This is a genomic window from Streptomyces seoulensis, from assembly GCF_004328625.1.
GTDB lineage: Bacteria > Actinomycetota > Actinomycetes > Streptomycetales > Streptomycetaceae > Streptomyces > Streptomyces seoulensis.
The window spans coordinates 4,936,796-4,952,275 of the sequence record NZ_CP032229.1 but is presented as its reverse complement, the minus strand read 5'-3'; the positions used below and the strand labels follow the sequence as shown (position 1 = coordinate 4,952,275).

Sequence of the window (15,480 nt, the reverse complement as noted above, 5' to 3'; positions counted from 1 at the left end):
AGGTCAGCTCCGGACGAGCTTGATGTCCCGGTCCCGGGTGGCGTGGAACACGGGCAGCGGCACCAGCCCGCTCGGCCGCAGCTCCATCACGTTGGCCTGGACATGGGCCGCGCCCGCCGTGAGCGTCTCCGCGGAGACCTTCCCGGAGTTCGCCCACCGGTGCTCGACGCCGTCGCAGCGGGCTGCGCTGCCTCCGATGCCGTGCCGGACGCGCGGGTCGGCCTGGCTGACGGAGGAGCTGACGAAGACCGGCCCGGTGCCGGGCAGACAGCGGTAGGTGCCGGACAGCGTCACGGTGCCGTCGGCGGCGAGGCGGGCGGTGGAGTCGACGGTGACGCTCTCGCCGGGGGCCGCGGCGGCCGGAGCGGCGAGGGCGCACAACAGGGCGGCGCCGCCGAGGGTGGCGGCGAGGACGGGACGTACGGGCATCGGATGCCTCCCGGTGTGGGGTGTGGGGACTCCCACAGGTACCGGCGCCACCCCGCGCGGCACGCGACCGTCACCCCATCGGTGGCGCGTCAATGGGCCGCACGCAGTCGTCCCCGCCTCCACCGCTCCGGGCCCGCGCACCAATGGTGACCAGCAGGTATGCCGAAGACCTAAAATGATCAACGTGTCCGAGCAGCACGCCCCCAGGTCCCTCATCGTCACGCTGTACGGCGCCTACGGCCGGTCCGTACCGGGCCCGGTGCCCGTCGCCGAGCTGATCCGGCTGCTGGCCGCGGTCGGGGTGGACGCGCCCTCGGTGCGCTCCTCGGTGTCCCGGCTGAAGCGGCGCGGCCTGCTGCTGCCGGCCCGCACCGCCGGGGGCGCGGCGGGGTACGAGCTGTCGGCGGAGGCGCACCGGCTGCTGGTCGCGGACGACCGCCGTATCCACGCCGGCGCGCCCGCCGAGGACGCGGGGTGGGTGCTCGCGGTGTTCTCGGTGCCCGAGTCGGAGCGGCAGAAGCGGCATGTGCTGCGGTCCCGGCTGGCCGCGCTGGGCTTCGGCGCGGCGGCTCCGGGGGTGTGGATAGCCCCGGCCCGGCTGCACGAGGAGGCCCGGCACACGCTGGAGCGGCTGGGTCTGGACGGCTATGTGGATCTCTTCCGGGGCGATCATCTGGGGTTCGCCCCGACCGTGGAGGCGGTCGGCCGCTGGTGGGACCTGCCGGCCATCGCCGGGGAGCACGAGCGGTTCCTCGCGGCGCACGCGCCGGTGCTGCGCGCCTGGGAGGACCGGCCGGACACCCCGGCCGAGGACGCCTACCGGGACTATCTGCTGGCCCTGGACTCCTGGCGCAGGCTGCCCGGCACCGACCCCGGTCTGCCGGCCCGGCTGCTGCCCGCCGACTGGCCGGGGGCGCGCTCGGCGCGGGTGTTCCGGGCGCTGCACGAGCGGCTGCGGGACGCGGGCGCGGCGTTCGTCGGGGTGTGAGCGCGGCGGCCGGTGACCGGTCGCTCGCTCCATGGCACCGGACGGCCGGAACGGGCGCCCCGGGCTGTGACTGTGGTCACTCGGCGGGGGTGGCGGCCCGGCGCGCGCGACGGTCCCGTCACCGGTGTCACCGGTGATCGACAGGGACGTAACAGCAGCTACGGATGGGGGTGGTGGGGCGTTCGGCGCGGTGCGCGGGCGGGTATCGGGACCCATGGTCGCGGCCACCGCCCGCCGACGGTTTCGATGGCCGGACCCGTACCATTTCCTACAGTCGAAGGCAGGACAGCCTGCTCCATGAACGGACTCGCCGTGCACGAACGCCCCACCGAATCGGCCTCCTGGCGCATCGCGCTGCCGCACACCGCAGCGGCGGTGCCGGTGGCGCGTGCCCTGGTGCGGTCGGCGCTCGCCGAGGTGGGGCACCTGGCCGACTGCGACACCGCGGAGCTGCTGACCGCCGAGCTGGTGGCGAACGCGGTGGAGCACACCGCGGGCAGCGGCCCGATCGAGCTGGTGGTGGAGCTGCGGCCGACCGGCTGCCAGGTCGAGGTGCACGATCCCGACCCGGAGCCGCCCGGCCATCTCACCCGGCCGGTGATCGAGGAGCCCGACCCCTGGCAGGAGGGAGGGCGCGGCCTGTTGCTGATCCGCGCCCTCAGTTCGTCCTGCGGTCACCGCCCCACCTCGTCGGGCAAGGCGGTCTGGTTCAGACTGCCTGTCGTTCCCGCCCAGCGTTCGGCGTGACCCCGGCCGCCTCGGCGCGGCCCAGCGTGGAGTGCCGGCGCCCGTAGGCGCGGTACACGCCGAAGCCCACCGCGAGGAAGACCGCGAACTGCACCCAGGTCTGCCAGCCCGTCTCGTACATCAGGTAGAGGCAGAAGGCGACGCCGAGCAGCGGGGCGACGGGGTACAGCGGCACCCGGAAGCTGCGGCTCAGGCCCGGCTCGCGGCGGCGCAGCGCCATCACCGCGATGTTGACGACGGCCATGATGGCGAGCGTGCCGATGGTGCAGAGGTTCACCACGGAGTCGAGCGGGGCGAAGGCCGCCGGGACGGCGAAGACGGCCGCGACGATGAGCGTGCCCGCCACCGGGGTGGAGGTCTTCGGGGACACCTTCTCGAAGACGCGCGGGATCAGACCGTCACGGGACATCGACAGCAGGATGCGGGTCTGGCCGTACATCACGGCGAGCACCACGGAGGCGATGGCGACGACCGCGCCGAAGGCGATGACACCGCCGCCGATGCTGGAGCCGGTGACCATGTTGACCACGTACGACAGCGCGGCGGGCCGGCCGCCGACCTGGTGGGCGCCGATGGCGCCGATCGCGGCGACCGCGACGGCGCAGTACAGCAGGGTGACCAGGCCCATGCAGACGAGGATCGCCACCGGGATGTCCCGGCGCGGGTTCTTCGCCTCCTCACCGGCCGTGGTGATCGCGTCGAAGCCGATGTACGAGAAGAAGGCCGCGGTGGTGCCCGCGCCGATGCCGCCCAGGCCCGCCGGGGAGAACGGGGTGAGGTTGCCGTGCTTGAACGCGCTGTAGCCGATGGCGCAGAACGCGAGCAGGATGACGAGCTTCACGGCGGCCATCGCGGCGGTGGCCCGCGCGCTCTCGCGCACGCCGCGCATCAGCAGCACGGCGGCCATGGCGATGACGATCACGGCGGGCATGTTGACCACACCGCCGTCGGCGGGGCCGGCGGACAGCGCGGTGGGGAGCTGCCAGCCGGTGAGGCTGTGCAGGAGTTCGTTGACGTACTGGCTCCAGCCGACCGCGACGGCCGAGATGGAGATGCCGTACTCCAGCAGCAGGCACCAGCCGACCAGGAAGGCGGTGGACTCGCCGAGACCGGCGTAGGCGAAGGAGTACGAGGAGCCGGAGACCGGTATCGCGCCGCCCAGCTCCGCGAAGGAGAAGGCGGTGAACACACAGGTGATCGCGGCGAGGACGAAGGAGACGACCACGGCGGGTCCGGCCTGCGCGACGGAGTCGGAGAGCCCGACGAAGATGCCGGTGCCGACGATGGCGCCGACACCGAAGCAGATGAGCTGGAAGAGGCCCATGGTGCGCTTCAGACCGTGGCCCTCGCGGTCGGCGCCGGATTCGGCGACGAGCAGCTGCGGGGACTTGATGCGGGGAGCGGGCATGCGGGTGGTGCTCGTTTCTGGTGGTGCGGACGGCCCGGGTACGGCCGCTGCGTCGGCGCGGCACGGGGATGGCGGCCAGGCCGTCGGTCAGGATAAGGCCAGGTGAGGTGGGTCACGCAAGGGTTTGTGACGTATCGCCCTCGGGGGTCGCGAGGGTGGCGACGAGCACGGCCTTGATGGTGTGCATGCGGTTCTCCGCCTCGTCGAAGACCACCGAGTGCTCGGACTCGAAGACCTCGTCGCTGACTTCCAGCTCGGTCAGTCCGTACCGTTCGTGGATCTCGCGGCCGACCTTGGTGCCGAGGTCGTGGAAGGCGGGCAGGCAGTGCAGGAAGCGCACGTCCGGGTTGCCGGTGGCGCGCAGCACGTCCATGGTCACGGCGTACGGGCCGAGCAGGCCGATGCGCTCGTCCCAGACCTGCTGGGGCTCCCCCATGGACACCCAGACGTCGGTGGCGACGAAGTCGGCGCCGCGCACGCCCTCCTTCACGTCCTCGGTGAGGGTGACGCGGGCGCCGGAGACGTCGGCGAGCCGGCGGGCCAGCGCGACGATGGTCTCGTCCGGCCAGAGCAGCCGGGGGGCGACGATGCGGACGTCCATGCCGAGCAGGGCGCCGGTGACCAGGTAGGAGTTGCCCATGTTGTAGCGGGCGTCGCCGAGGTAGGCGAAGGCGATGGTCTCCAGCGGCTTGTCGCTGTGCTCGGTCATGGTGAGCAGGTCGGCGAGCATCTGGGTGGGGTGCCACTCGTCGGTGAGCCCGTTGTAGACGGGCACGCCCGCGTACGCGGCCAGCTCCTCGACGACGCCCTGGCCGTGCCCCCGGTACTCGATGGCGTCGTACATCCGGCCCAGCACGCGGGCGGTGTCCTTGACGGACTCCTTGTGCCCGATCTGGGAGCCGGCCGGGTCGAGGTAGGTGGTGCCGGCGCCCTGGTCGGCGGCGGCGACCTCGAAGGCGCAGCGGGTGCGCGTGGAGGTCTTCTCGAAGATCAGGGCGATGTTGAGGCCGGTCAGGTACCGCGTCTCGGCCCTGGCCCGCTTGGCCGCCTTCAGCTCGGCGGCCAGCGCGAGCAGCCCGCGGAACTCCTCGGCCGTGAAGTCCAGCTCCTTGAGGAAGTGGCGGCCGGTGAGGGCGGTCGGGACTGTCGCCATGGGGGCGCTCCAGGGGTACGCGGTGCACTGACTCCGGTAATTCTATACGAGCCTCGGCATTTCTATTCACCCCCCGGCATGATTATGCGCGGAGTCACTCGGCGCCCGGTTCACGTGCGGTCTATACGGGGTCCCGCTCGACCGGGCAGCTCATGCAGCGCGGCCCACCCCTGCCCCGGCCCAGCTCGCTGCCCGGGATCTCTATGACCTCGATGCCCTGCTTGCGCAGATGGGTGTTGGTGGTGGCGTTGCGCTCGTAGGCGACGACGACTCCGGGCTCGACCGCGAGCACGTTGCAGCCGTCGTCCCACTGCTCGCGCTCTGCGGCGTGCACGTCCTGGGTGGCGGTGAGCACCCGGATCTCACCGAGGCCGAGAGCGGCGGCGATGGCCCGGTGCATGTGCTCCGGCGGATGGTCGGTGACCTTCAGCTCGCGCTCCCCGACACCGGGCTCGATGGTGTACGAGCGCAGCATGCCGAGCCCGGCGTACTGGGTGAAGGTGTCGCCGTCGACCATGGTCATCACGGTGTCGAGATGCATGAAGGCACGCCGCTTGGGCATGTCCAGCGCCACGATGGTCTGCGCGGAGCCCGCCGCGAACAGCTTGTGCGCGAGCATCTCGACCGCCTGCGGGGTGGTGCGCTCGCTCATCCCGATCAGCACGGCGCCGTTGCCGATCACCAGGACGTCGCCGCCCTCGATGGTGGAGGGGTGGTCGGCCTGGCCGCGCGACCAGATGTTGAAGCCCTCCTTCTCGAAGAGGGGGTGGTGCCGGTAGATCGCCTCGAAGTGCACGGTCTCGCGCTGCCGGGCTGGCCGGCGCATGGCGTTGATGGAGACGCCGTCGTAGATCCACGCCGAGGTGTCGCGGGTGAAGAGGTGGTTGGGCAGCGGGCCCAGCAGGAAGTCGTCCAGCTCCATGACGTGGAAGCGGACCGAGGCCGGCTCGGGGTGGCCGGTCAGGAACTCCCGCTTCGTCATGCCGCCGACCAGCGCCTCGGCCAGCTCGCCGGGGGCCATCGCGTCGAAGGCGGTGCGCAGATGGTCGGTGGCGAGGGGGCCGTACTCCTTCTCGTCGAAGACGCGGTCCAGCACCAGGGTGCGGGCCTCCGGGACGGCGAGGGTCTCGGTGAGCAGGTCGCCGAAGAGGTGCACCTCGACCCCCCGGTCGCGCAGGACGTCGGCGAAGCCGTCGTGCTCGGCGCGCGCCCGGCGCACCCACAGCACGTCGTCGAAGAGCAGGGCGTCCTTGTTGCTGGGGGTGAGGCGCTTGAGTTCGAGGTCCGGTCTGTGCAGGATCACCCGGCGCAGCCGCCCGGCCTCGGAGTCGACGTGGAATGCCATGCCTTCATCCTGGCCGCCGGGGGGCGCGTTCACGCGTCTCTCGGCACTCCCTCTTTTCGTCCTGTTGACGAGAACAGGTCGTCCCGCTTATCGTCCTCGTGACGAGAAGTGAGGGACTCCCATGGCCGACATCACCCGGCGCCTCGGCTGGCGCCACCTGCGCGGTGTGCCCACGGCGCACATCCGGCTCCACCGCTCCAGCACGCTGGTGCACGACGGGCCGGGGCTCAGCTTCTGGTTCCGGCCGCTGACCGCCGCGCTGTCCGAGGTGCCGGTGGACGACCGGGAACTGGCGATGACCTTCCACGCCCGTACGCACGACTTCCAGGACGTGGCGGTCACCGCGACGGTGACCTACCGGATCGCGGACCCGGCCACCGCCGCCGCCCGCCTGGACTTCTCCATCGACCCCGACACCGGTGTCTGGCGCGGCGCCCCGCTGGAGCAGCTCGGCACCCTGCTCACCGAGACGGCCCAGCAGCACGCGCTGGACGTGCTCGCCCGTACGCCGCTCGCGGTGGCGCTGGTGGACGGCGCGGCGGCAGTGCGGGAACGGGTCACCGCCGGGCTCGGCGCCGAGCCCAGGCTGCCGGCCACCGGCATCGAGGTGGTCGCGGTGCGCGTGATGGCGCTGCGCCCCGAGCCGGAGGTGGAGCGGGCGCTGCGCACCCCGGCCCGCGAGCAGGTCCAGCAGGAGGCCGACCGCGCGACCTATGAACGCCGGGCGGTCGCGGTCGAGCGGGAGCGGGCGATCGCGGAGAACGAGCTGGCCAGCCGCATCGAGCTGGCCCGCCGCGAGGAGCGGCTGGTTGAGCAGCGGGGCACCAACGCCCGCCGCGAGGCGGAGGAGGAGGCCGCCGCCGACGCGGTACGCGCCCAGGCCGAGGCGGCCCGGTCGGTGAAGCTGGCGGAGGCGGAGGCCATCCGGACGGCCCGGCTGGCCGAGGCCGAGGCGGAGCGGACGGTACGGATCGCCCGCGCCGAGGCGGAGGCGGCCCGCGAGACCGGCGAGGCACGGGCGGCGGAGCGGGCCGCCTGGCTGCGGGTGCACACCGAGGCCGGCGTCGACGGCGCCGAGGCGCTGCGGGCGCTCACCGCGGCCCGGCTCGCGGAGAACCTGCCGCGCGTCGACAGCGTGACCGTCTCCCCCGACGTGCTGACTGGGCTGCTCGCCCGGCTGACCGGCGAGACACCGGACGGCACCCGGTGAGCCTCGCCCCGCGCGCCGTGCTGGTCCACCGCACCACGGAGTACGAGGAGCTGGTGGCCCGGCACGGTACGCACGGGCAGGCCGCGTTCTTCCTCTCCTCGCGCGGCCGGGACATCGAGGAGGTCGCCGAACGCCACCGCCGCGCGCGCCGCGCGCTGGCCGAGGTGACCGCCGCCGTCCCGCTGAACTGGCGCCAGGCGCTGCTGGAGCGGGCCGACCTGGACCGCTTCCTGTTCGCGCCCGAGGACGTGGTCGTGGTGGTGGGCCAGGACGGGCTGGTGGCGAATGCCGCCAAGTACCTGGACGGCCAGCCGGTGATCGGCATCGACACCGACCCGGGGCGCAACCCCGGTGTGCTGGTCCGGCACCGCCCGGCCGACGCCGCCGCCCTGCTGGCCTCGGCCGGGGGCGCGGCGGAGGAGCTGACCATGGTCGAGGCGGTCACCGACGACACGCAGCGGCTGGTGGCGCTGAACGAGATCTATCTCGGCGCGCCGGGCCACCAGACCGCCCGATACCGCCTGGGTCTCGACGGCGACAGGGGTGCCGTCGAGGCCCAGGCTTCCTCCGGGGTCCTGGTGGGCACCGGAACCGGGGCCACCGGCTGGCTCCGGTCGGTGTGGCAGGAGCGGGGCGGCACCCTGCCCCTGCCCGCGCCGACCGAGGACCGGCTGCTGTGGTTCGTCCGCGAGGCGTGGCCGTCCCCCGCCACCGGGACGAGCCTGGTCGGGGGCGGCCTCACCGCCTCGGCGTCCCTCACGCTCACCGTGGAGTCCGACCGCCTGATCGCGTTCGGCGACGGCATCGAGTCCGACGCGCTCCAGCTGACCTGGGGGCAGACGGTGCGGGTGGGGGTGTGCGGGCGGCGACTGCGGCTGGTGGGCTGAAGTCCCGCTGCCGGAACCGCCTACAGGCGGGGGTCCACCGGCTCCGACTCCAGCGCGAGCACGCCGAACACCGCTTCGTGCACCCGCCACAGCGGCTCGCCGTCGGCGAGGCGGTCCAGGGCCTCCAGGCCGAGGGCGTACTCGCGGACCGCCAGCGACCGCTTGTGGTTGAGGAACCGGTTGCGCAGCTTGGCCAGGTTGTCCGGGCGCGTGTACTCGGGACCGTAGATGATCCGCAGGTACTCGCGGCCCCGGCACTTGACGCCCGGCTGCACCGGCCGGCCCTGTCCGTCGCGGACGAGCGCGCCGAGCGGCTTGACGACCATGCCCTCGCCGCCCCGGCCGGTCATCTCCAGCCACCAGTCGATGCCCGCGCGGACCGACTCCGGGTCGCCGGTGTCGACGTACAGGCGCCGGGTGGTCTGGAGCAGGCCGAAGGCGTCGTGCTCCACCAGGCGGTCCAGCAGGGCGAGTTGTTCGTCGTGCGGGAGTCCGGCGAGGCTGCGGCCGCGTACCGCCAGCACCTGGAAGGGGGCGAGGCGGACGCCGTCCAGGCCGTCGGTGGGCCAGCAGTAGCGGCGGTAGGCGTCGGTGAACGCGGCCGCGTCGACGGCCCGTTCGCGCTGCCGGGCCAGCAGCGCGGACACGTCGGCGCCACGGGCCCCGGCCGCCTCCAGCGCGGCGAGCGCGGGCGGGAACACGGCGCCGGAGGCGGCGCCCACGGCGGCGTACTGGCGGCGCAGCAGCCCCTCGGACTTCAGCGACCACGGCATCAACTCGGCGTCCAGCAGCAGCCAGTCGGTGTCGAGCCGCTCCCACAGGTCCGCCTCGGTGACCGCCGTGCGGAGCCGTTCGAGGATCTCCTCGGTCACCGCGCCGTCGTCGAAGAACGGCCGTCCGGTACGGGTGTAGAGCGCGCCCGTGGGCCCCTCCGGCACGCCGAACCGCTGGGCGGCGGTCGCCGCGTCCCGGCAGACGAGCGCCACGGCGCGCGAGCCCATGTGCTTCTCCTCGCACACGACCCGCCCGACCCCGTCCCGCGCGTACTGCGCGAACGCCTCGGCCGGGTGCTCCAGGTAGCCGTCCTCCCGCGAGGTGGGCGTCGGCGCCATGGTGGGCGGCAGGTACGGCAGCAGGCGCGGGTCGACGGCGAAGCGGCTCATCACCTCCAGCGCGGCGGCCGCGTTCTCCTCACGCACCGCGACCCGGCCCAGGTACCGCGTCTCGATCCCGCGCCGGCCGGTGACGTCGGCCAGGTCCAGCGGCCGCCCGTCCTGGCCGCCGGGCGCGTCGACGCGCAGCGGCCGGACCGGCTCGTACCAGGTCCGCTCGGCGGGTACGTCGACGATCTCGCGCTCCGGCCAGCGCAGCGCGGTCAGCTTGCCGCCGAAGACGGCGCCGGTGTCGAGGCAGATGGTGTTGTTGAGCCATGTGGCTTCGGGCACCGGAGTGTGCCCGTACACCACGGCGGCGCGGCCCCGGTAGTCCTCGGCCCACGGGTAGCGCACGGGCAGCCCGAACTCGTCGGTCTCGCCGGTGGTCTCGCCGTACAGGGCGTGCGAGCGGACCCGGCCGGAGGTGCGGCCGTGGTACTTCTCCGGCAGACCGGCGTGGCAGACCACGAGCCGGCCGCCGTCGAGCACGTAGTGGCTGACCAGCCCGTCGACGAAGCGGCGCACCTCCGCCTTGAACTCCTCGCTCTCGCCCTCCATCTGGGCGACGGTCTCGGCGAGGCCGTGGGTGTGCTGGACCGTGCGGCCCCCCAGGTAGCGGCCGAACTTGTTCTCGTGGTTGCCGGGCACGCACAGCGCGGTCCCGGCCGCGACCATGCCCATCACGCGCCGCAGCACGGCGGGGCTGTCCGGACCCCGGTCGACCAGGTCGCCGACGAACACGGCGGTACGGCCCTCGGGGTGGACGCCGTCGGTGTAGCCCAACTTGGCCAGCAGCGACTCCAGTTCGGCGGAGCAGCCGTGGATGTCGCCGACGATGTCGAACGGGCCGGTGAGGTGGGTGAGGTCGTTGTACCGCTTCTCGGTGACGATCGTGGCGCCCTCGGCCTCGGCGACCCCGCGCAGCACATGCACCTTGCGGAAGCCTTCGCGCTCCAAGTGCTTGAGCGAGCGCCGGAGTTCGCGGGTGTGCCGCTGGATCACCCGGCGGGGCATGCCCGCGCGGTCGGCGCGGGCCGCGTTGCGCTCGGCGCACACCTCCTCGGGCACGTCCAGCACGATGGCGATGGGCAGCACGTCGTACTTCCTGGCCAGCTCGATCAACTGCCGCCGGGCGTCCGGCTGGACGCTGGTGGCGTCGACGACGGTACGGCGGCCGGCCGCGAGGCGCTTGCCCGCGATGTAGTGCAGGACGTCGAAGGCGTCGCCGGTCGCGCTCTGGTCGTTCTCGTCGTCGGCGACCAGGCCACGGCAGAAGTCGGAGGAGATCACCTCGGTGGGCGCGAAGTGCTTGCGGGCGAAGGTCGACTTGCCGGAGCCGGTGGCGCCGACGAGGACGACGAGGGAGAGGTCGGTGACGGGCAGCACCCGTCCCGTGCTGGTCTCGCTCATGCGGCCTTCGCCTCCTTCTTGTCCTGCTCGGTGGTGTCGCGGTGGAAGACGGCCAGCTGGGTGGGCGGGCCGACCTCGGGGTCGTCGGGGCCGACCGGGCGGAACTCGACGCTGTAGCCGTACCGTTCGGCGACGGCGGCCGCCCAGGCGGCGAACTCCGCGCGGGTCCACTCGAAGCGGTGGTCACCGTGCCGGACGTGCCCGGCGGGCAGGGTCTCCCAGCGGACGTTGTACTCGACGTTCGGCGTGGTCACCAGGACGGTGCGCGGGCGGGCCGCGCCGAACACGGCGTACTCCAGCGCGGGCAGCCGGGGCAGGTCGAGGTGCTCGATCACCTCGCTGAGCACGGCCGCGTCATAGCCGGTGAGCCGCTTGTCGGTGTAGGTGAGCGAGCCCTGGAGCAGCCGCACGCGGGACGCCTGCCGTTCGCCCATGCGGTCCAGCTTGAGGCGGCGGGCGGCGATGGCGAGGGCACGCGCGGACACGTCGACGCCGGTGATCTCGGTGAAGCGGGGGTCCCGCAGCAGCTCCCGTACCAGGTGGCCCTCGCCGCAGCCGAGGTCGAGCACGCGGGCGGCGCCCGCCTCGCGGAGCCCGGTGAGGACGGCCTCCCGGCGCTGGACGGCGAGCGGGGTGGGCCGGGGCTCGGCCTCGGACTCCGCCCCGACGGCGTTGTCGATGTCCTCGACCTCGCTGTCGTCGGTCTCGGCCAGGCGCACCAGCTCCAGGCGCTCCATCGCCTGCCGGGTCAGCGACCAGCGGCGGGAGAGGTAGCGGTTGGTGATCAGCCGGTGCTCGGGGTGGCCGGACAGCCAGCCCTCGCCGGCGCGCAGCAGCTTGTCGACCTCGTCCGGGGAGACCCAGTAGTGCTTGGCGTCGTCCAGCACCGGGAGCAGGACGTAGAGGTGGCGCAGCGCCTCGGCGAGGGTGAGCCGCTCCGACTCCAGCACCAGGCGCACGTAGCGTGAGTCGCCCCAGTCGGGGAACTCCGGGTCCAGCGGGACCGGTTCGGCGCTGACGTCCCAGCCGAGCGGGGCGAACAGGGCGCGCACCAGGTCCGGGCCGCCCTTCGCGGCGACGGCGGGCACCTCGATACGCAGCGGCAGCGGGGCGGCGGCGCGCTCCGGGCGGGCGTTGCACACCCCGCGCAGGGCGGTGGAGAAGACGGTGCTGAGCGCCACGGCGAGGAGCGAGGAGGCCGCGTACGGACGGTCGTTGACGTACTGGCCGAGGGCCGCGTCGGGGGCGCCGCCCCGGCCCTTGCCCTTGCCGCGCCGGATCAGCGCGATGGGATCGACCTCCAGCAGCAGCGCGGCCGTGCAGCGCTCGACCTCCGCCTCGGGGTAGAAGACGTGCGCGGTCCCGTGGGACGTGCTGAACGTCTGCGCGTTGCCGGGGTTCTTGTGCAGCAGGAACCCGAGGTCGGTGGCCGGGGTGGCGGCGGTGCCGCGTGTGGAGATCGTCAGGAACACATGTCCGAGTCTCGCGGTCTCGGGGGGTGTTGACCACCGGTTTTCGCGGTCCGGGGCCCGCCTCGGGGTGGGCGGCGGGCCCCGGTGGCGCGGGTCAGGAGAGCTGGGGCATGACCTCGGCGGAGATCAGCTCAAGCTGGTCCAGGTCGTCGAGGTCGAGCATCTGGAGGTAGATCCGCTCGGAGCCGACCTCCTGGAACCGGCCGATCTTCTCGACCACCTCGGCCGGGGTGCCGGCCAGGCCGTTGGCCTTCAGCTCGTCGACCTCGCGGCCGATGACGGCGGCACGGCGGGCCACCTCGGCGTCGTCCCGGCCGACGCAGGCGACCAGGGCGTTGGAGTACACCAGGGAGTCGGGCGCGCGGCCGGCCTCCTCGGCGGCGGCGCGGACCCGGCCGAACTGGCGCTCGGTGTCCTCCAGGGACGCGAACGGGATGTTGAACTCGTCGGCGTAACGGGCCGCGAGGCGCGGGGTGCGCTTGGCGCCGTGGCCGCCGATGAGCACCGGGATCTTGTGCTGGGCGGGCTTGGGGAGCGCGGGGGACTCGGTGAGGTCGTAGTAGCTGCCGTGGAAGTCGTAGGTCTTGCCGGCCTCGGTGGCCCACAGGCCGGTGACGACCTCCAGCTGCTCCTCCAGGCGGGCGAACTTCTCCTTCGGGAAGGGGATGCCGTACTTCTTGTGCTCCTCCTCGAACCAGCCGGCGCCGAGGCCCAGCTCGACCCGGCCGCCGGACATCTGGTCGACCTGCGCGACCTGGATGGCGAGCACGCCGGGCAGCCGGAAGGTGCCAGCGGTCATCAGGGTGCCGAGCCGGATACGGCTGGTCTCGCGGGCGAGTCCGGCGAGCGTGATCCAGGCGTCGGTGGGGCCGGGCAGGCCGCTCCCGCCGCCCATGCGCACGTAATGATCCGACCGGAAGAAGGCGTCGAAGCCGAGATCCTCGGTGGCCTTCGCCACGGTGAGCAAGGTGTCGTAGGTGGCCCCCTGCTGGGGCTCGGTGAAGATACGAAGGTCCATACCTCCATCCTGCCCGCCCTCACCCCGACGGGCCGCATCGGCACCACGCCGGGCGCGGCCCCGGCCTCCCGGCACGGCGGTGCGGGCCAGCGCTCAGCCCCGCTCCCCCTCCGGCAGCAGCTCCTCCCGGGCCGCCAGCTTGCGCAGCATCTCCAGGACCCGGTCGCGGGACTCGTCCGCCGCGTCGATGGCCTCCATGCACTGCCAGTAGACCGCCTCGTCGGAGGCCGCGCTGGCTGTGGCGACCAGGGCCATGCCCACCTCGCCGAGCAGCCCGCACAGGCCCAGCAGGGTCCGGCGGGCGTCGGCCAGCTCGGTGAGCCGGGCGGCCAGCAGGTCGCCGGTGTCCAGCTCGGGCGGGTCCAGCACCCCGCACCCCCGCCCCGCCAGCTCCATCAGCCCCAGCGCCTCCCCCCGCAGCTCCGGCGGCCCCGACACCGCCAGCCTGCTGCCGATCGCCTGCGACAGTGCCTGCGCCTGCCACACCTCCCTCAGAGTCCCCGCGGCGTCGGCACCCGCCACCAACGCCTCTCTGCTGACCTCGATGAGCCGTAACGCGTCCATCCGCCGCCCCGTCCCCGTCCGTCCGTTCGACCGCACACACGTCTTCACTACCCAGAGTGACGCCACTTGGTGCGAAAAGCCAGAGGAAGCCGGAAATCTGTGGACAACAATTCGGAATCCACCGGGAAGTTGACTCCATAGAGTGATAGCGGAGTACGGGAGTCCGGACGATCGGTCAGGTGGCGTCCTCCGCTCCCGGCACCGGGAACCGCCCCTCGTTCCGCTCGATCTTCGCCGCCAGTGCCGCCAGTGGGTCGATGTCCAGGGCCTCGCAGAACTGGAGGAGGTAGGCGAGGACGTCGGCGACCTCGTCGGTGACGCGGTGGGCGTCGGTCGGGTCGGACATGACGGCGGCGGACTGCTCGGGGGTCAGCCACTGGAAGATCTCGACGAGTTCGGCCGCTTCCACGCTGAGGGCGGAGGCGAGGTTCTTGGGGGTGTGGAAGGGCTGCCAGTGGCGGGCGGCGGCGAACTCGGTGAGCCTGCGCTGGAGTCCGGCCAGATCGGGGTGTTCGGTCACGGCCTCAGGTGTACCACCGTGACGCCCGGTGTCCCCGCCGCCCAGCCCGGATCGCTGATCGCGCCCGCGCAGCGGATGTGCCCCCGCTCCCCCATCCGGGCCGCTGTGGCGAGGAGTTGGGACCGCTGGCCGGGGTCGAGGCAGCGGTCGAAGCCGTCCGCCAGCACGGTGAGGGTGCGCAGCGCGTCCGGCACCTCCCCTGGCGCGTCCACCTCCAGCACCCCCGGCCCGGTCAGCAGGACCAGGGCCAGCGCGACGTACCGCAGCTCCCCCTCGCCCAGCCGGGCCAGCTCGGTGCGGTGGCCGTCGCCCCGGTCCAGCAGCGCCCGTACCGTGCCGTCGCGCAGCCGCTCGGCGGCGAGGTCGGTCACCGGGCCCGCGCACCCGGCGCGCACCACCTCGACCAACTGGGCGTGTCTGCGCCCGCATTCGGTGCGGGTACGGCTCAGCACGTCGGCCAGGTTGTCGCAGCCCGGCAGCAGTCGGCCCGAACCGGTCGGCACCGGGAGCCGCATGCGGGCCGGCGCGGGGTCGCAGGGGAAGACCGAGCGCAGCGCGACCACCATCTGCTCGGCGGCGGCCAGCACCCGGCGCTGCCCGTCCGTCTTCCCGGCCACCCGCAGCGGCAGCAGCGTCGTACCCAGTACGTCGTCGGGGAGCGGCGCGCGGGTCACCGGTGCGGCGCCCGCCGTGTGCCAGGCGGCCTGCACGGTGGGGCGTCCCGGATCGCGCAGCGCGGTCTCCAGCAGCACCACCCCGCCCGCGCTCAGCCGCTCGCCCACGACGCGCAGCCGGGGCTCGGCCTGCACGGCCACGTCGAGCTGGACCGGACCCCCGGCACCGTCGGCCGTGCAGCCGATCCGGAACCCGCGCCGCCCCTCGGCGTCCGGCCGGGCCCGGTCCGGCACCCAGGCCGACGGATCGGGGAACACCTCCGCGAGAGGGGCCCCGCCGCCCAGCCGCGCGAGCGCCTCGTAGGCGGCGAGTGCGGTGGACTTGCCGGAGCCGCTGGGCCCGGCGAACAGGGTGACGGCGCCCAGCGGGAACGAGGCCCGGCGGTGCCCGGCGAACGCGGACAGCCGCAGCTCGGTGATCCGGGCGCGCACGTCGTACCCCTCGGGGAACCGGGCCGGAGGGGGTGTGGGGAGGGAGGTGACCGACATGAGCGGACCGTA

The 15,480-nt window shown here is 73.4% G+C and carries 14 protein-coding genes; 4 read left to right on the top strand and 10 right to left on the bottom strand.

The genetic code is table 11. From position 1 onward, the window contains the following. Window positions 1-3: 3 nt before the first annotated feature. Window positions 4-429 (bottom strand): DUF6299 family protein, encoded by a 426-nt coding sequence (locus D0Z67_RS22780; RefSeq protein WP_031181599.1) that lies wholly within the window; start codon window positions 427-429, stop codon window positions 4-6. Between the two features lie 175 nt (window positions 430-604). On the opposite strand from D0Z67_RS22780, the gene D0Z67_RS22775 reads away from it, so the two are divergent. Both D0Z67_RS22775 and D0Z67_RS22770 read left to right on the top strand, forming a co-directional pair. After that, window positions 605-1,417, top strand: a complete 813-nt coding sequence (locus D0Z67_RS22775; RefSeq protein ID WP_031181598.1) for a PaaX family transcriptional regulator — start codon at window positions 605-607, stop codon at window positions 1,415-1,417. A 297-nt stretch (window positions 1,418-1,714) separates the two neighbouring features. Continuing rightward, window positions 1,715-2,164 carry an ATP-binding protein gene (locus D0Z67_RS22770; protein ID WP_031181597.1) on the top strand — a complete coding sequence of 150 codons (450 nt, stop codon included), beginning with the start codon at window positions 1,715-1,717 and terminating at the stop codon, window positions 2,162-2,164. Here D0Z67_RS22770 and D0Z67_RS22765 read toward each other — a convergent pair. From D0Z67_RS22765 to D0Z67_RS22755, 3 genes are all read right to left on the bottom strand, one after another. Continuing rightward, the gene (locus tag D0Z67_RS22765; protein ID WP_031181596.1) at window positions 2,127-3,572 is read right to left on the bottom strand and encodes an amino acid permease; all 1,446 of its coding nucleotides are present in this window, start codon (window positions 3,570-3,572) and stop codon (window positions 2,127-2,129) included. The genes D0Z67_RS22770 and D0Z67_RS22765 overlap by 38 nt on opposite strands. A 112-nt stretch (window positions 3,573-3,684) precedes the next feature. Further along, window positions 3,685-4,725 (bottom strand): ornithine carbamoyltransferase, encoded by a 1,041-nt coding sequence (gene argF / locus D0Z67_RS22760; protein WP_031181595.1) that lies wholly within the window; start codon window positions 4,723-4,725, stop codon window positions 3,685-3,687. A gap of 121 nt (window positions 4,726-4,846) precedes the next feature. Next, complete coding sequence (locus D0Z67_RS22755) at window positions 4,847-6,070, bottom strand: arginine deiminase (RefSeq protein WP_031181594.1); 1,224 nt, start codon at window positions 6,068-6,070, stop codon at window positions 4,847-4,849. 121 nt (window positions 6,071-6,191) lie between these two features. On the opposite strand from D0Z67_RS22755, the gene D0Z67_RS22750 reads away from it, so the two are divergent. Both D0Z67_RS22750 and D0Z67_RS22745 read left to right on the top strand, forming a co-directional pair. Continuing rightward, window positions 6,192-7,280 carry an SPFH domain-containing protein gene (locus D0Z67_RS22750; RefSeq protein ID WP_031181593.1) on the top strand — a complete coding sequence of 363 codons (1,089 nt, stop codon included), beginning with the start codon at window positions 6,192-6,194 and terminating at the stop codon, window positions 7,278-7,280. Then, entirely contained in the window at window positions 7,277-8,167 is an 891-nt protein-coding gene (locus D0Z67_RS22745; RefSeq protein ID WP_031181592.1) for an NAD(+)/NADH kinase, read from the top strand. The genes D0Z67_RS22750 and D0Z67_RS22745 overlap by 4 nt, the downstream gene beginning before the upstream one ends. A 20-nt stretch (window positions 8,168-8,187) precedes the next feature. Here the strand turns inward: D0Z67_RS22745 and D0Z67_RS22740 are convergent, their stop codons facing one another. The 6 genes from D0Z67_RS22740 to D0Z67_RS22715 all read right to left on the bottom strand — a co-directional run bounded on the left by D0Z67_RS22740 (window position 8,188) and on the right by D0Z67_RS22715 (window position 15,468). After that, window positions 8,188-10,731, bottom strand: a complete 2,544-nt coding sequence (locus D0Z67_RS22740; protein WP_031181591.1) for a polynucleotide kinase-phosphatase — start codon at window positions 10,729-10,731, stop codon at window positions 8,188-8,190. Beyond that, window positions 10,728-12,203 carry a 3' terminal RNA ribose 2'-O-methyltransferase Hen1 gene (locus tag D0Z67_RS22735; RefSeq protein ID WP_031181590.1) on the bottom strand — a complete coding sequence of 492 codons (1,476 nt, stop codon included), beginning with the start codon at window positions 12,201-12,203 and terminating at the stop codon, window positions 10,728-10,730. The genes D0Z67_RS22740 and D0Z67_RS22735 overlap by 4 nt, the downstream gene beginning before the upstream one ends. Window positions 12,204-12,297: 94 nt before the next feature. Beyond that, complete coding sequence (locus D0Z67_RS22730; RefSeq protein WP_031181589.1) at window positions 12,298-13,221, bottom strand: LLM class F420-dependent oxidoreductase; 924 nt, start codon at window positions 13,219-13,221, stop codon at window positions 12,298-12,300. Between the two features lie 93 nt (window positions 13,222-13,314). Continuing rightward, window positions 13,315-13,785, bottom strand: coding sequence for a DUF6099 family protein (locus D0Z67_RS22725; RefSeq protein WP_031181588.1), 471 nt, complete (start codon window positions 13,783-13,785; stop codon window positions 13,315-13,317). Window positions 13,786-13,960: 175 nt separating this feature from the next. After that, on the bottom strand, window positions 13,961-14,305 hold the full coding sequence (locus D0Z67_RS22720) for a nucleotide pyrophosphohydrolase (protein ID WP_031181587.1): 345 nt from the start codon (window positions 14,303-14,305) through the stop codon (window positions 13,961-13,963). Continuing rightward, window positions 14,302-15,468, bottom strand: a complete 1,167-nt coding sequence (locus D0Z67_RS22715; protein WP_031181586.1) for an AAA family ATPase — start codon at window positions 15,466-15,468, stop codon at window positions 14,302-14,304. Before D0Z67_RS22715 ends, D0Z67_RS22720 begins: the two co-directional genes overlap by 4 nt. Window positions 15,469-15,480: the final 12 nt, after the last annotated feature.

Excerpts from the sequence above, each read along its gene's own strand:
- D0Z67_RS22780 (WP_031181599.1), bottom strand. The coding sequence starts at position 429 with ATGCCCGTACGTCCCGTCCTCGCCGCCACCCTCGGCGGCGCCGCCCTG.
- D0Z67_RS22775 (WP_031181598.1), top strand. The coding sequence starts at position 605 with ATGATCAACGTGTCCGAGCAGCACGCCCCCAGGTCCCTCATCGTCACG.
- D0Z67_RS22770 (WP_031181597.1), top strand. The coding sequence starts at position 1,715 with ATGAACGGACTCGCCGTGCACGAACGCCCCACCGAATCGGCCTCCTGG.
- D0Z67_RS22765 (WP_031181596.1), bottom strand. The coding sequence starts at position 3,572 with ATGCCCGCTCCCCGCATCAAGTCCCCGCAGCTGCTCGTCGCCGAATCC.
- argF (WP_031181595.1), bottom strand. The coding sequence starts at position 4,725 with ATGGCGACAGTCCCGACCGCCCTCACCGGCCGCCACTTCCTCAAGGAG.
- D0Z67_RS22755 (WP_031181594.1), bottom strand. The coding sequence starts at position 6,070 with ATGGCATTCCACGTCGACTCCGAGGCCGGGCGGCTGCGCCGGGTGATC.
- D0Z67_RS22750 (WP_031181593.1), top strand. The coding sequence starts at position 6,192 with ATGGCCGACATCACCCGGCGCCTCGGCTGGCGCCACCTGCGCGGTGTG.
- D0Z67_RS22740 (WP_031181591.1), bottom strand. The coding sequence starts at position 10,731 with ATGAGCGAGACCAGCACGGGACGGGTGCTGCCCGTCACCGACCTCTCC.
- D0Z67_RS22730 (WP_031181589.1), bottom strand. The coding sequence starts at position 13,221 with ATGGACCTTCGTATCTTCACCGAGCCCCAGCAGGGGGCCACCTACGAC.
- D0Z67_RS22725 (WP_031181588.1), bottom strand. The coding sequence starts at position 13,785 with ATGGACGCGTTACGGCTCATCGAGGTCAGCAGAGAGGCGTTGGTGGCG.
- D0Z67_RS22715 (WP_031181586.1), bottom strand. The coding sequence starts at position 15,468 with ATGTCGGTCACCTCCCTCCCCACACCCCCTCCGGCCCGGTTCCCCGAG.